Origin of the sequence: Hafnia paralvei (assembly GCF_020150375.1) — a bacterium.
GTDB lineage: Bacteria > Pseudomonadota > Gammaproteobacteria > Enterobacterales > Enterobacteriaceae > Hafnia > Hafnia paralvei.
This window is the reverse complement of sequence record NZ_CP083737.1, coordinates 627,742-643,087: the sequence shown is the minus strand read 5'-3', so window position 1 is coordinate 643,087 and position 15,346 is coordinate 627,742. Positions and strand designations below refer to the sequence as shown.

Sequence of the window (15,346 nt, the reverse complement as noted above, 5' to 3'; positions counted from 1 at the left end):
TGATATATGGAGTTGCTTTGCCCCGCCGGAAATTTGCCTGCTCTGAAGGCAGCTATTGATAACGGCGCAGACGCCGTTTATATCGGCTTAAAAGATGATACTAACGCTCGCCATTTTGCTGGCCTGAATTTTACTGAGAAAAAGCTCCAAGAAGCCGTGAGCTACGTGCATAACCATAAACGTAAGCTGCATATCGCTATCAATACGTTTGCTCATCCTGATGGCTACGCTCGCTGGGAACGAGCCGTGGATATGGCAGCACAGTTAGGCGCCGATGCACTTATTTTAGCCGATCTCGCCATGTTGGAATACGCGGCAGAGCGCTACCCACAGGTTGAGCGCCACGTTTCCGTGCAGGCATCGGCAACGAATGATGAAGCTATTCGTTTCTACAAACAACACTTCGATGTTTCGCGCGTGGTATTGCCGCGTGTGCTGTCAATTCATCAGGTGAAACAATTGGCTCGCACTAGCGAAGTACCGCTGGAAGTTTTTGCTTTCGGCAGCCTGTGTATCATGGCTGAAGGCCGTTGCTACCTCTCCTCTTATCTCACCGGTGAGTCACCTAATACCGTAGGTGCCTGCTCTCCGGCTCGTTTCGTTCGCTGGCAGCAAACGCCACAGGGAATGGAATCTCGCCTTAATGATGTCCTGATTGACCGCTACGAAGAGGGTGAAAACGCAGGTTATCCAACGCTGTGTAAAGGGCGTTATTTGGTCGATGGCGAGAAATATCACGCGCTGGAAGAGCCCACCAGCCTAAATACGCTCGAACTGCTGCCCGATTTGATGGGCGCGAATATTGCCTCAGTGAAGATTGAAGGACGTCAACGTAGCCCTGCCTATGTCAGCCAAGTGGCAAAAGTATGGCGTCAAGCCATTGACCGTTGTCAGAAAGATCCTGAGGGCTATAAAGCAGAACAGAGCTGGATGGATAGCCTTGGCGCGATGGCTGAAGGCACCCAAACCACGCTGGGTGCCTATCACCGGAAATGGCAGTAAGGAACAAAATCGTGAAATATTCTTTAGGGGCCGTGCTCTATTACTGGCCAAAAAATGAAATAGAAACTTTTTATCAGGCTGCCGCGCAAAGTGAAGCTGACATCATTTATCTCGGTGAAACCGTGTGTTCAAAACGTCGTGAGATGAAAGTTGCTGACTGGTTGGATGTGGCCAAGCAAGTAGCGCACTCAGGCAAGCAGGTGGTGATCTCTACTCTGGCGCTGTTGCAAGCGCCCTCCGAGCTTAATGAGCTGAAGCGCTATGTCGAAAACGGCGATTTTTTAATTGAAGCCAACGACTTAGGCACGGTGAATATGGCCGCGGAGCGTAAACTGCCGTTTGTAGCCGGCCACGCGCTGAACTGCTACAACGCGGTCACCTTGCGTCTGTTACAAAAACAGGGAATGGTACGTTGGTGTATGCCGGTTGAACTCTCCCACGACTGGCTGAAAAACGTGATGGACCAGTGTGAAAGCTTAGGCATTCGCAATAAGTTTGAAGTGGAAGTTCTGAGTTACGGGCACCTGCCACTGGCCTATTCCGCACGCTGCTTTACCGCCCGTTCAGAAGATTTGCCGAAAGATCAGTGCGAAACCTGCTGCATTAAATACCCCCAAGGACGCCGCGTTTTATCACAGGAAAACCAGCAAGTTTTCGTGCTTAACGGTATTCAGACACAAAGTGGCTATTGCTATAACCTCGGCAATAATCAGCTAGAAATGCAGGGATTAGTTGATATCGTGCGCCTATCGCCGGAGAGCATGGACACGCTGAACGTGCTAAGCCAATTCCGCGCTAACGAGCGAGGGCTTGAACCACTAACGTTGGAAAATCGCGCCGACTGTAACGGGTACTGGCAGCGAGTCGCTGGCTTAGAGTTAATACAGTAAGCTTTTATATTGTCGTAAAAATGGGAGCCGAGGCTCCCATTTTAAAAGGCTTCAAGTCGTTACCTGTTATGAGGCTTTCTTTGCCATTATCTCAATAATCTGAGTGTCGGTTTGCTGCATGGAATGGCAGGCCAGAGCACAAAGGTTGGCAATAGAGCGGTCCACATCGTCGGTTACAATCCCTTCATTCCCCGTCACACAGCTATCATCTAACGCCATCAGCACCGCTTTGTAGGCAGCCGAAACGCTGGTCGAAACCTTCATGGCACAGCTGTTAGAAGCTCCATCGCAAATCATACCGCTAACATCACCGATCATGCTGCTAATCGCCATCGCAACCGGTTCATAACGGCCTTCAATCAGCCACGCAATCCCAGCAGCAGCGCCCATCGCCGCCGTTGTCGCCGCGCACAGCGCTGACAGGGTAGGCAACTGGCTATGGATGTATATCGCGGTCAGGTGCGATAACATTAAAGCTCGAGTCAATTGCGCTTCATCCGCACCAAGATATTCAGCCACTACGACAACAGGCATCGTGGCAGTGATTCCCTGATTACCAGAGCCTGAGTTGCTCATGGCTGGCATCACGGCGCCTCCCATACGTGCGTCAGACGCAGAGGACGTGCGAATCATAATATCCGACAGTAGATCACGAGCCAATAAACCACGGTCACGTTGGCGCTGGAGCGTTGCACCAATGTGCAAACCATACTGCTTGCTCAATCCTTCCAACGATAGCGCCTTGTTTAACGTCGCAGCCTCCAAAATAAAATGGATGCGTTCTAGCGGGACATTAACGGCAAAATCGAATACCTGACGTAATGATGCTTTCTTCAGACAATACCCTTCCGCACAAGGCGCATCAGAGGATTCATCGGAGTGCAGCCGTGCGTCAAACAGCACTTCACCGTTTTTCACAATTTTAATGACGTTGGTATGCCCATCAGCAATGGTGACACAGGCCGATTCCGTTGCACCCAACACTGTGACCTGAGAAAACAGAATATGCTCACACGGCTGCTGAATAGAAACCGACACACCCCCACTAGCCAGAAGAGACTTCCCTGCCTCAACGGCCTGTGGCGTCGCATGTTTGAGCACTTCCAATCCTGCTTTGGGATCTCCCCCGGTCGCTCCAACTGCCGCGGCGATCGGGAGGCCGACCATCCCAGTACCTGGGACTGTCACCCCCATACCATTTTTCATTAGGTTAGGAGATACGCGCGCTTCGATACGCTCAACAGGCTCAGGAAGATATGAAGCGGCAATAGCAGCGGCCAGAGCCAAAGATACCGGCTCGGTACAGCCCACAGCTGGCTTGACTTCCTGCTGTACCGCACGGATAAACTCATTCCACAATTCATCACGCGATTCGGTACACAACAGATTTTCGCTTTCATACTTGCTCATAATTCAGACCTTAATAACAAGACTACAAAAATATTCAGTTTTTAACTTATTAGGAGAATGCTAGGAATGGAGACACACATAGCAGCAACCCGGTAATAATGATAATGGTGAGTGAAGTACCTTTGTATTTATGTAGAGCGGGTACTTTGTAGACTAAATAAGCCGGAATCAAACACCCGACCATCCCAAAAATATGGCTGCAAATTGAAGTAAAGCTTAATACTGGCGCATTCAGAATAATTGCACTCCATGCCAATAAAATGGCAAACAGCATAATTCCGTTTTGTACCCATTTCTCATTGATCTTTTCAGCCGGCATACGACGACGCAGGATATTCATAACAATGCCCTGAGTCGCTTCACGGAAGCCTAAATAAACACCAAAGAAAGCAGTCATGACCGCAAAGATATTTAAAATAACGCTAACCACGGTCGCCCAGCTACCAGGAAAGAACTGCGCTGCAATCGCCAATGCTGAAATATTCTGCTCATAGGCTTTAACTGCTTCGTCATGCCCCATCGCTAAGGTGAAAGAAACTGCGTAAAAGAATACCGTGACAAATAAAACACCAAAGGCAATATTCATCGCTCGCAATGCTTTAAAACGAGCAACCTCACGCGATTTCTCTTTAGAGCGGTACGAGATCACCATCGGACTCAGCGTTTGAATAAACAGGATAGACGTCAAAGTAAACGGCAGCGTGATAATCGCGTTCTTAATGAGCAGTCCCATCGGCGGCAAAGAGCCCACGTTATATAAATGCCACATGCCCACCATGGATACGCCTAGGGCGGCTACGACCAACAACTTGGTGAGAACCATAAAGCTAGACAGTTTAAATAAAAGCTTTTCGCCCCGTGAAGAGATGGCAACCAAAATGCAGATAAGGACTAAACCATAGAATGGGTTTTCAGAAAGTAGTCCATCTGTTACGCCAAAAGTGTGTAAGTATGAAGCGCTATCGTTGGTAATCGCAGTGGAATAAACAAACATCCAGATAACCAACATAACAAAATATAATGCGCCTAATAATATCCCCCAGTTTTTACCTAAGTATCCGCTAATAACACTAGGATAATCTTTACACTCTGGTGATTCCGCTAAGGTGTTAATGAATAAGCGCTGAAACAAATACATCGCTGGATAGCCAATAATGGATGAGAGTAAGAATACCCATAACCCCATCAGCCCTACCTGTACGGGTAAAAATACAATACCCGCGCCAATAGCCATCCCGATGCTCATAATAATCCAACCGGCATCAGTGCTATCAAACTTTGTTGCTGCTTTCCATTCGCTTTCTGTCATTCCTCCACGACTATCTGAAGGATAATCATTAACAACGACACTGCTATTCTCTGTTGCGGTTTCCATAATAGCTCTCGCTCGCAATATTATAAGTGTAGGTTTTATTTTCTTTTTAATGTACAGACGTAATTTGCAGGCTTTTTTATTATGCAAAAATGATACGCTGCTCTCTGGAGAATATTTTTTCAACTCACACCCAAGTAACGGCACGTTGCGAGAAAAAATTTCTACCAAAAGAGGATAACACTAAAAATTTTAACTCCCAGATAGCTACTTTATGAAATCCATAACTTGGGATACACCCTGATATCTACAATATGATGAATTTAAAAGATATTTTATTTTATGCGTCTTTTTAACTGATGTAACGTAATCGCCACTGGGATAATTTTTGTGAAGTCCAGCAGATTACCCTTAGTAGAAAATCAAAGAACAAAACCTTACTAACATGATGGACATCACATCTCTAGCAAGGCAAAACAGCTATTCAGCACAACCATCTTTATTTTGTTATAAAAATGAAATCAAATAGAATCTTAAACTGCATTTTCTCTCATAGCTTCATAGACCTCTCCTCCAGATAACGTTGCTTTCGCTGTAGCACGCATTAACACAGCCAGCTATTGATTAATTATCACATACGATTAACATCAACCTAAAAACCAGACCGATTGGTCTATTTATAGGAATCATGTGATGGCTGCCAAAAACGTACCTTTTTCAGTTCTCGATCTCTCCCCTATTCCCACAGGAGCAACGGCTCGTGATGCTTTTCATCGCTCATTAAGTCTGGCCCAACACGCTGAAGATTGGGGATACCATCGTTATTGGCTGGCTGAACATCACAACATGACAGGTATTGCCAGCGCCGCCACTTCAGTGCTGATCGGCTATATCGCAGGAGGGACTCAAACTATTCGCGTTGGGTCTGGTGGTGTCATGCTGCCTAATCATGCTCCCTTAGTTATCGCAGAACAATTTGGCACGCTGGAATCACTTTATCCCGGCCGCATAGATTTAGGGCTAGGCCGAGCTCCAGGCTCAGACCAGCGCACCATGATGGCGTTACGCCGTAGCCTGCATGGCGAAATTGATGACTTTCCGCAAGATGTCGCTGAGCTACAGCGTTACTTCGGTGAAGTGGCCGCAGGACAGCATGTGCAGGCCGTACCCGGACAGGGATTGCATATTCCTATCTGGCTTCTAGGTTCTAGCCTCTATAGTGCACAACTCGCCGCAAAACTCGGACTGCCTTTTGCTTTCGCCTCACATTTTGCTCCGGATATGCTTCATCAAGCGCTGGCCATGTACCGCAGCCAATTTCAGCCATCGAAGGCATTAGCGCAACCGTACGCTATTGTCTGTATCAACGTGGTTGCAGCAGACAGCGAGCGCGATGCACGCTTCCTGTTTACCTCGATGCAGCAGCAGTTCATTAATTTGCGTCGAGGACAACCAGGGCCGCTCCCCGCGCCGGTAACAGATATCTCAGCCTATTGGAGCGCTGGTGAACAATACGGCGTGGAGCAGGCGCTTAGAATGTCAGTAGTCGGCGATCCACTGCAGGTGAAAAGCGGATTGGAAGCTTTGCTAAGAGAAACACAGGCGGATGAAGTGATGGTTAACGGGCAAATTTTCGATCATCAGGCTCGTTTACGCTCCTTCGAAATTGTTGCTGAAATCAAACAGCAGCTCAACGCAGCCGAACGTATCAGCTAAGGTGCATTGCGCACCTTAGCTGAAAGGAAATTAGCGCTGAATGAGATAGCGAATGGTCGGTCCATCCTGTTGGATATCAAGTACGGTATAACCGTGATTTTTGGCATCCAACGGGATGTTGTTGATCGACTGTGGGCAATCGCTAACCACTTCGAGAATTTCACCCACTTTAAGGTTTGGCATCGCTTCAAGCGTTGCCACCGCAGGATAAGGACAAGGCTCCCCTACCATATCCAAACGATAATCTGGAACAATATCTGTAGGTTTCATGCAATCTCCTTAACGGCGTTATTTACCTGATTTTTTGTACGGAAGAAACGTTTTTCCCATGCAACGACCAACAAAAATGCGGCCAGCAACATGAGGTAAGTCACAAGCAAACCACCCAGTGGACCAAAGGTTTGCAGCAGGTTGATTTTATCGTAGGAGGTCGCTAGTGACGAAGCCAGATCGTCCCAGTAATACGCAAGAATGGTCGCTCCCACAATATTGCCAAGCCCAACCCACCAGAAATGCACCTGTCCTTCGACGGCACGATACATCCAGCCCGTTTCACAACCACCGGCTAACACAATACCAAAACCAAACAGCACACCGCCGATTATTGCATTGGGGCCAGCCCACATAATTTTTGGCGCGAGTCCCATTTGTACATAACTGAAGATACCGATAGCACTCACCGCCATCCCGATAATAATCGCTTTCGCCATATGAGTTCGGCCGGTGATCCACAGGTCACGGAATGCCGAAGTAAAGCAAATCTGGGCTCGCTCAATCAGCAACCCAAAACCAACCCCAAATAACATGGCGAGACCGAGCTTAGGCGCATTCATCGCGGTTAATCCGCCCCATGCAACTACCGCAAAGAAGATAATCATCCCTAAGCGGAAGCGTCGTTTAGCTTGGTCAGGCTTCTGAGTCAGTGGAGAGGCTGCGCTGACCTTTTGCAGTTTGACCGGAATGCGAAACATCGGTAGCAGCGTAAAGCGCGCGCCAAAATAAGAGCCGACCGCAGTCGCTAGTGCGAAAAACCACGCATGCAGCGAAAACTGTGGAATGCCAGTGAAGAAGGCCGCGAGGTTACACCCCATAGCCAAACGTGCGCCAAAGCCTGCAATCATGCCGCCCAGAATCGCCTGCAGAATTCGGATGCGGTGCTGCGGCATACGAAGTTTAACGTTGTTGGCCCATAACGCGGCGGCGAAGCAACCACCGAACATACCGATGATCATCATGCCGTCAATGCGATCCAGAGGCGAGCCTTCAAGACCGATGACTTTGAAATAGCCCCACTGCTCTGGATGTGCACCAAATAGCTGCAATACATGCCCACCCCAGCGGGTGAATTCGCCGGTTACCGCCCAAAAGGTGCCAGTAATACCAAAATAGTAAGTTGATAAAATCCCCGCAGCGATAACCGCAGGGAGCGGAGCCCAGAATTTTATTAAATATTGTTGTTTGAAGTTTTGCCAAGACATGAATTATCCCCTTGTGATTACAGCCCCCGACCGGGGAACTGTCTTGAGGTTGTGAACCTCAATCGCCAAGCATCATACGCCGATAAAACGTATTTCAAAGGCAAGAAACAAGCTGATCAATGAAGAACCATGCAATAAGCCACCACGGGGGATAATAGGCATAAAAAAAGCCAACCCTGAGGTTGGCTTAGTCATTGAGTTCAGAACAGCGTTATTACGCGTCGTTAGTAGTACGACGACGTGGCGGCTGTGCTGCATCATCACGGCGTGGGCCGCGCGGTGCTGCGCTACGATCGCTGTTACCGCGACGGTCGTCACGACGAGGTGCGCCATCACGTCCACCGAAGCTGCGACGCTCGCCACCGGCACTACGGCCACCGCGATCGCCTGCAGGACGTTCGCGACGAGGTTCACGTGCTGGAGCATCACCCATCAGCTGCATATTCAGCGGCTTATTGAGGATACGGGTACGGGTGAAGTGAGACAGCAGATCACCTGGCATACCTTTTGGCAGCTCGATCGTTGAGTGAGAAGCAAACAGCTTAATGTTACCGATGTAACGGCTGCTAATATCACCTTCGTTAGCGATAGCACCAACGATGTGACGAACTTCAACACCATCATCACGACCCACTTCGATACGGTACAGTTCCATATCGCCAGCATCACGGCGTTCACGACGTGGGGCGCCTTCACGGGCTTCACGTGGCTCACGGTCACCACGACGAGCGAAGCGATCGCCACCGCGTTCATTGCGATCGTCACGATCGCGGAATTCACGACGTGGACGGCGTTCCATAACCGGATCAGGTGGCAGGATCAGCGGACGTTCGCCCTGTGCCATTTTCAGCAGTGCTGCGGCCAGAGTTTCCATATCCAGTTCATCTTCCGGCTGCAGTTTAGTCAGCAGATCGCGGTATTTATCCAGATCGCTGCTTTCCAGTTGCTGCTGAACTTTAGCGGCAAACTTAGCCAGACGACGTTGACCCAGCAGTTCTGCATTAGGGATTTCAACTTCTGGAATGGTCAGCTTCATGATGCGTTCAATGTTACGCAACAGGCGACGTTCACGGTTCTCAACGAACAGCAACGCACGACCAGCGCGGCCAGCACGACCGGTACGGCCGATACGGTGAACGTAAGACTCAGAGTCCATCGGGATGTCATAGTTAACAACCAGACTGATACGGTCCACATCCAGACCACGTGCAGCAACATCAGTTGCAATCAGGATATCTAAGCGACCATCCTTCAAACGTTCTAGAGTCTGCTCACGCAGCGCCTGATTCATATCACCGTTCAGAGCGGCGCTGCTGTAACCACTACGTTCCAATGCTTCAGCAACTTCCAGAGTCGCATTTTTGGTACGTACGAAGATGATTGCAGCATCAAAATCTTCAGCTTCAAGGAATCGAACCAGCGCTTCGTTTTTACGCATCCCGAACACAGTCCAGTAGCTCTGGCTAATGTCTGGGCGAGTCGTAATGCTAGACTGAATGCGTACTTCCTGAGGCTCTTTCATGAAGCGACGGGTAATACGACGAATGGCTTCAGGCATAGTTGCAGAGAACAGCGCAGTCTGATGCTGTGCAGGGATCTGCGCCATGATGGTTTCAACGTCTTCGATGAAGCCCATACGCAACATTTCGTCAGCTTCGTCCAGAACCAAACCACTCAGGTTAGACAGGTTCAGGGTGCCACGCTTCAGGTGGTCTAGCAGACGACCAGGAGTACCCACAACAATCTGTGGTCCCTGACGCAAAGCACGCAGCTGTACGTCGTAGCGTTGGCCACCGTACAGAGCAACAACGTTTACGCCGTTCATGTGTTTAGCGAAGTCAGCCATCGCTTCAGAAACCTGAACCGCCAGCTCACGAGTTGGAGCGAGAACCAGCACCTGTGGTGCTTTCAGGCTTGGGTCAATATTGTGCAGCAGCGGCAAAGAAAACGCTGCAGTCTTACCGGAACCGGTCTGAGCCATACCCAGAACGTCACGGCCATTTAAAAGGTGAGGAATACATTCCGCCTGGATTGGAGACGGTTTTTCATAGCCCAGATCGGTCAGGGCTTGGATAATTGGTGCAGCTAACCCTAGGTCAGCAAAAGAAGTTTCGAACTCAGCCATGTACACGTGCCTCATTGATGGCGGCCAGTCTACATAACTCGTCTAGAAAATGGACAATGATTTTCATTGAAAAGTGTGAACCGGCTCAAATTAGATTAAATAACGAACAAAAAGCCCTCACCTCAAAGAGGTGATAAAGCAATTAAAAATATAGGCGTAGTTGTTCGTCAGCTATTGCTGGTCCGATTCTGATAGGTCGTCTTGCTCTTGGCCCAAAAGCGCCAATTCCAACAGTGCATAGCGGTGCTCAACGAAGTTATGTACGTTGTTGGCAACCGTCAGTTTGAACAGCGCAGAGGCACTGCTCTTGTCCCCCAGACTCAGGTAATGTTTACCTAAATAGAAGTCAGTTTCACTGAGATGCTCAGCGAGCGAAGTGTTATCCGTTGCATCTTCCTGTAAGCGTGTCATCAATGTTTTCTGATTGATGGTGCCCAGGTAGAATTCGACAATATTCCATCCCCATTGATTCCTGTTCGCCTTGTTATATCGCTGTTCCAGCGAGGCAGTGGCTTTCTTTGGATCGATTTCACGTTCCACAAGGTAAAGCCATAACGAACGGAATGGATCATTGGGATCGTCTTGATAAAACGCCTGCAGATCATCCTGCGCTAACGAGTATCGACCACCGTAATACAGTGCGATGCCTCGGTTTAAACGCGCGTAGTTGTAAGTTGGATCAAGCTCTAGTACAGAATCAAACGCTTCATAGGCAGCATCAAAATTGCCAGCCTGCGTTAAGTAAATCCCCAGATAGTTAAAAACTTCTGGCATATCAGGACGAATAGCCAGCGCTTGCGAAAAATCGTTACGCGCTAAAGCTCTCAGTCCTAGACTATCATACAGTACTCCGCGCTCATATAAAAGCTGTGCGCGTTCATCATCTGTCAATGCACGACTCGCAAGGATCTGTTCCATGCGTGCCAGCATGACTTCCTGTTGCAGCGAAGGCTGTAACGGAATTGCTAGTACTTCGTCTTTACGCCAATCAAGGTTGCTGCATCCTGCCAGCAGAATTGCTGTCGCAACGTAACACCAGCGCAAGATAGGCTTCATTTCCCAACTCCCGAAGACCAACATCGGATTGATTTCCTATCATCCAATAAGCAAAACACATCCTGTGTTTGCGTAATAAACGGCTCCCCGCATATGCAGGAAGCCGTAGTACTGAATAAGCTATTATTCAGCAGCTGGAGCAGCAGCCTGTTCTGGCGCGCTTGCTTCTTTAATACTCAAGCGGACGCGACCCTGACGGTCAACTTCCAGTACCTTAACAGGAACTTCCTGACCCATCTGCAGATAGTCGGTCACTTTCTCAACGCGCTTATCGGCGATCTGAGAAATATGCACCAGACCTTCTTTACCGCCACCGATAGCAACGAATGCACCGAAATCAACGATACGGGTTACTTTACCCTGATAGATACGGCCAACTTCGATTTCAGCAGTGATTTCTTCGATGCGACGAATAGCATGTTTCGCTTTTTCGTTGTCGGTTGCTGCGATTTTAACAGTACCGTCATCTTCGATTTCAATGGTAGTACCCGTTTCGTCAGTCAGTGCACGAATAACGGAACCGCCCTTACCGATAACATCTTTGATCTTCTCAGGATTGATCTTGATGGTATGGATACGTGGAGCGAATTCAGAGATATCACCACGTGGCGCATTGATCGCCTGTTCCATCACACCCAGAATGTGCAAACGTGCACCCTTAGCCTGATTCAGGGCCACCTGCATAATTTCGCGGGTGATGCCTTCAATCTTAATATCCATCTGCAGAGCAGTGATACCTTCGCGGCTACCCGCAACTTTGAAGTCCATGTCGCCCAGATGATCTTCGTCACCCAGAATGTCAGACAGTACGACGAAGTTTTCGTCTTCTTTAACCAGCCCCATCGCGATACCGGCAACGGCAGCTTTGATCGGAACACCTGCGTCCATCAGTGCTAAAGAAGCACCACAAACGGAAGCCATTGAAGAAGAGCCGTTAGATTCGGTGATTTCAGAAACCACACGAACAGTGTACGGGAATTCGTCTTGCTTAGGCATTACAGCCAACACGCCGCGCTTCGCCAAACGACCGTGACCAATTTCACGACGCTTAGGTGAACCCATCATGCCGGTTTCCCCTACGGAATACGGAGGGAAGTTATAGTGTAGCAGGAAGCGGTCAGTCTGCTCGCCAGTTAAACCATCAATGTTCTGAGCATCACGTTCTGTACCCAGAGTTGCGGTCACCAGAGCCTGAGTTTCACCACGGGTGAACAGTGCAGAACCGTGGGTACGCGGCAGGACACCGGTACGCACATCAAGGCCACGGATCATGTCTTTTTCACGGCCATCGATACGTGGCTCGCCACGCAGCACACGGCTACGTACGACATTTTTCTCCAGTGAACCCAGAACGTCTGCGATTTCGCCCGCGTTCAGAGATTCGTCTTCAGCCTGCAGCGCAGCGATAACGTCAGCTTTAATCTGGTCAATCTGAGCGTAGCGAGCCTGTTTTTCAGTGATGTGATATGCATCACCGATACGAGCTTCAGCCAGTGCAGCAACACGTGCATGCAGGGCTTCGTTAACCGCAGGTGCAGTCCATTCCCAACGAGGTTTGCCCGCTTCTGCAGCCAGCGCCTTGATGTTTTCAATAACAACCTGCTGCTGTTCGTGACCGAATACAACGGCACCCAGCATCTGGTCTTCGCTCAGCAGCTGAGCTTCGGATTCAACCATCAGCACTGCGCCTTCGGTACCTGCAACAACCAGATCCAGCTTGCTTTCTTGCAGCTCATCGGTCGTTGGGTTCAGCACATACTGGTCGTTGATGTAACCAACGCGAGCTGCGCCTATTGGGCCATTGAACGGAATACCGGACAGGCTCAGGGCAGCAGAAGCACCGATCATCGCAACGATGTCTGGGCTAACCTGCGGGTTTACGGAAACAACGGTAGCGACAACCTGAACTTCGTTCAGGAAGCCTTCTGGGAACAGTGGGCGAATTGGGCGGTCAATCAGACGCGCAATCAGAGTTTCGCCTTCACCAGGACGGCCTTCACGGCGGAAGAAACCACCTGGGAAACGACCAGCAGCGTAGGTACGCTCCTGATAGTTAACGGTCAGAGGGAAGAAGCTCTGGCCTTCTTTAGCTTTTTTAGCGCCAACAACGGTAACGAATACCGCGGTGTCGTCCATGGTAACCATGACAGCAGCAGTGGCTTGGCGAGCCATCATGCCAGTTTCCAGAGTTACGGTATTCTGACCGTACTGGAATTTGCGAACGATAGGATTCAGCAAAGTATTTTCCTTATCTTTGTAAGTTCAGTAACGCCATACGCAGCGCTACTCCTCATTATTTGCCTTCGATCACTTCGTTGCATTCTCGCGACTAATGGAAATCACTGGCACTCCAGAGACTTGCATTAGCCGCGCGAACATCTGCAAAAAGGATCGTCAAACGGCAGACGTTATCAACAAGAGCCAATCGACTCTATTTTTAACGCTTCTTTCTTTAACCACAACGATTTTAGCAGCCGTAATTTGGTTAATGACAGTACATTAACCTTATTTGTGATTGCTTCCTAGAAGAAAGGGGCCAATCTAGGCCCCTTTACTTCTGAAAATCGTTTGGACTAGCGACGCAGACCCAGACGTTCAATCAGGCTGGTGTAGCGAGCTACATCTTTACGCTTCAGGTAATCCAGCAGCTTACGACGCTGGGAAACCATACGCAGCAGACCACGACGGCTGTGGTGATCTTTTTTGTGTTCAGCGAAGTGACCTTGCAGGTGGTTGATCTGTGCAGTTAACAGAGCAACCTGAACTTCGGTGGAACCGCTGTCGTTAGCGTCACGACCGAAGTCAGCAACGATTTGAGCTTTAGCTTCAACACTTAGAGACATTATAGAACTCCAAATTCATAAAACGATTAAAAAAGCAGGCGCCGATCTCTAATTCAGCTGCCTAATACATAAGCCGCGCTATTCTACTCTGAGCGCAAAAAGATCGCAACAAAGCACCTGATGACTCGTTACTCAGGAACGCGCTCTTCTACAACTAAGCGACGTGGTGCCAAGCGTCCTTGGTCATCCACTTCGCCAACGCCGATAAATCGACGTTTCTCGCCAACGTTGATGCGCACCATACCTTCAGCAGGCAAACCTTGCACCTGCACCGGCTGTCCTTGTAGAACATAAGCGGCAACAACATCGGTAAGATTTATTTCCGGCAGATGAGACGCCGCGGTATCCATCGGCAACAACAGCGGGTCAAGAACCGTCTTAGGTTCAATGCCGGCCTCTTCGGCTGCGGCAACCATTTGCTGTAGTTGTTCCAAAGTCACCATGCGCTCTGACGGATAGTTAGAAACCTGCACACGACGTAAATAGATAACGTGCGCACCACAGCCTAAAACCTCACCCAAATCGTCAATAATAGTTCGGATATAGGTGCCTTTAGAGCAATGAATCTCTAACTCTAACTCATCATTTTCCCAACGGATAAACTGCAACTCATAGACGGTAATATCACGAGCTTCACGAGGGACTTCAATGCCCTGACGTGCATACTCGTATAGGGGCTTACCCTGATATTTCAGTGCAGAATACATCGATGGTACTTGCTGGCTATCACCTCGGAACTGCTCCAGCGCCGCATCCAGTTGTTCCTGTGAAAACTCAACAGGACGTTCCTGAACCACTTCGCCATCGGCATCAGAGGTGTTCGTTCTTTGCCCTAAACGAGCAATAACGCGATAGCGTTTATCAGCATCCAGCAAGAATTGGGAAAACTTGGTCGATTCGCCCAAACAAATAGGCAGCATGCCGGTCGCTAAAGGATCTAGCGCACCGGTATGTCCTGCCTTGTTGGCGTTATAGATGCGTTTTACTTTTTGCAAAACGTCATTTGAAGATAGACCTTGGTGCTTGTCTAATAACAGAACGCCGTTAATATCACGGCCGCGACGGCGAGGTCGTGACATTATTCCTCCTCAGTGTTACCTGAAGCGTTACCTGATGCAGCACGACGCTCTTCGTCATTTTTCACAACGCTGGTGACGAGGTTGGACATACGCATACCTTCAACCAACGAGTTGTCGTACGAGAAAGTCAACTCAGGAACAACGCGCAGGCGCATTGCTTTGCCAATCAGCATACGGATGAAACCAGAAGCTTCATGCAGCGCTTTCAGTCCAACTCTAACCGCGTTCGGATCGCTGTCATTCAAAAATGTGACAAACACTTTGGCATAAGCCAGATCGCGAGAAACTTCAACGCCAGAAACCGTCACCATACCAATGCGCGGGTCTTTAACTTCGCGTTGCAAAATGATCGCAATCTCTTTCTGCATCTCTTGAGATACACGCTGAGTACGGCTGAATTCTTTTGCCATTATGGCGTCCTCCAAGACGAATCGG

At 49.1% G+C, this 15,346-nt stretch carries 14 protein-coding genes; 3 read left to right on the top strand and 11 right to left on the bottom strand.

Features of this window, described 5'->3' with window-relative positions:
• Positions 1-6: 6 nt before the first annotated feature.
• Complete coding sequence (ubiU, locus tag K9N75_RS02935; RefSeq protein WP_008814891.1) at positions 7-1,002, top strand: ubiquinone anaerobic biosynthesis protein UbiU; 996 nt, start codon at positions 7-9, stop codon at positions 1,000-1,002.
• A gap of 11 nt (positions 1,003-1,013) precedes the next feature.
• Positions 1,014-1,892 (top strand): U32 family peptidase, encoded by an 879-nt coding sequence (locus K9N75_RS02930; protein ID WP_008814890.1) that lies wholly within the window; start codon positions 1,014-1,016, stop codon positions 1,890-1,892.
• Between the two features lie 66 nt (positions 1,893-1,958).
• On the opposite strand, the gene K9N75_RS02925 is transcribed toward K9N75_RS02930, so the two are convergent.
• Both K9N75_RS02925 and K9N75_RS02920 read right to left on the bottom strand, forming a co-directional pair.
• A complete protein-coding gene (locus tag K9N75_RS02925; RefSeq protein WP_174705381.1) occupies positions 1,959-3,275 on the bottom strand; it encodes an L-cysteine desulfidase family protein in 1,317 nt (438 codons plus the stop codon).
• Between the two features lie 76 nt (positions 3,276-3,351).
• Positions 3,352-4,677, bottom strand: a complete 1,326-nt coding sequence (locus K9N75_RS02920; RefSeq protein WP_224452210.1) for an SLC5/6 family protein — start codon at positions 4,675-4,677, stop codon at positions 3,352-3,354.
• 630 nt (positions 4,678-5,307) lie between these two features.
• Between K9N75_RS02920 and K9N75_RS02915 the strand changes: the two genes are divergently transcribed.
• Positions 5,308-6,330, top strand: coding sequence for a luciferase-like monooxygenase (locus tag K9N75_RS02915; RefSeq protein ID WP_224452209.1), 1,023 nt, complete (start codon positions 5,308-5,310; stop codon positions 6,328-6,330).
• A gap of 30 nt (positions 6,331-6,360) precedes the next feature.
• On the opposite strand, the gene yedF is transcribed toward K9N75_RS02915, so the two are convergent.
• The 9 genes from yedF to rbfA all read right to left on the bottom strand — a co-directional run bounded on the left by yedF (position 6,361) and on the right by rbfA (position 15,321).
• The gene (yedF, locus tag K9N75_RS02910; protein ID WP_008814886.1) at positions 6,361-6,600 is read right to left on the bottom strand and encodes a sulfurtransferase-like selenium metabolism protein YedF; all 240 of its coding nucleotides are present in this window, start codon (positions 6,598-6,600) and stop codon (positions 6,361-6,363) included.
• The gene (gene yedE / locus K9N75_RS02905) at positions 6,597-7,808 is read right to left on the bottom strand and encodes a selenium metabolism membrane protein YedE/FdhT (RefSeq protein ID WP_224452208.1); all 1,212 of its coding nucleotides are present in this window, start codon (positions 7,806-7,808) and stop codon (positions 6,597-6,599) included. The genes yedF and yedE overlap by 4 nt, the downstream gene beginning before the upstream one ends.
• A gap of 214 nt (positions 7,809-8,022) precedes the next feature.
• Positions 8,023-9,933 carry a DEAD/DEAH family ATP-dependent RNA helicase gene (locus K9N75_RS02900; protein WP_008814884.1) on the bottom strand — a complete coding sequence of 637 codons (1,911 nt, stop codon included), beginning with the start codon at positions 9,931-9,933 and terminating at the stop codon, positions 8,023-8,025.
• Positions 9,926-10,000 (bottom strand): protein YrbN, encoded by a 75-nt coding sequence (gene yrbN, locus K9N75_RS22805; RefSeq protein WP_102961607.1) that lies wholly within the window; start codon positions 9,998-10,000, stop codon positions 9,926-9,928. Before yrbN ends, K9N75_RS02900 begins: the two co-directional genes overlap by 8 nt.
• A 104-nt stretch (positions 10,001-10,104) precedes the next feature.
• Positions 10,105-10,989 carry a lipoprotein NlpI gene (nlpI, locus tag K9N75_RS02890; protein ID WP_008814883.1) on the bottom strand — a complete coding sequence of 295 codons (885 nt, stop codon included), beginning with the start codon at positions 10,987-10,989 and terminating at the stop codon, positions 10,105-10,107.
• Between the two features lie 123 nt (positions 10,990-11,112).
• Positions 11,113-13,227 (bottom strand): polyribonucleotide nucleotidyltransferase, encoded by a 2,115-nt coding sequence (pnp, locus tag K9N75_RS02885; protein ID WP_008814882.1) that lies wholly within the window; start codon positions 13,225-13,227, stop codon positions 11,113-11,115.
• 335 nt (positions 13,228-13,562) lie between these two features.
• A complete protein-coding gene (rpsO, locus tag K9N75_RS02880; protein WP_004093717.1) occupies positions 13,563-13,832 on the bottom strand; it encodes a 30S ribosomal protein S15 in 270 nt (89 codons plus the stop codon).
• A 128-nt stretch (positions 13,833-13,960) separates the two neighbouring features.
• On the bottom strand, positions 13,961-14,911 hold the full coding sequence (truB, locus tag K9N75_RS02875; RefSeq protein WP_039187876.1) for a tRNA pseudouridine(55) synthase TruB: 951 nt from the start codon (positions 14,909-14,911) through the stop codon (positions 13,961-13,963).
• Positions 14,911-15,321 carry a 30S ribosome-binding factor RbfA gene (gene rbfA / locus K9N75_RS02870; protein WP_004093715.1) on the bottom strand — a complete coding sequence of 137 codons (411 nt, stop codon included), beginning with the start codon at positions 15,319-15,321 and terminating at the stop codon, positions 14,911-14,913. The genes truB and rbfA overlap by 1 nt, the downstream gene beginning before the upstream one ends.
• Between the last annotated feature and the right edge of the window lie 25 nt (positions 15,322-15,346).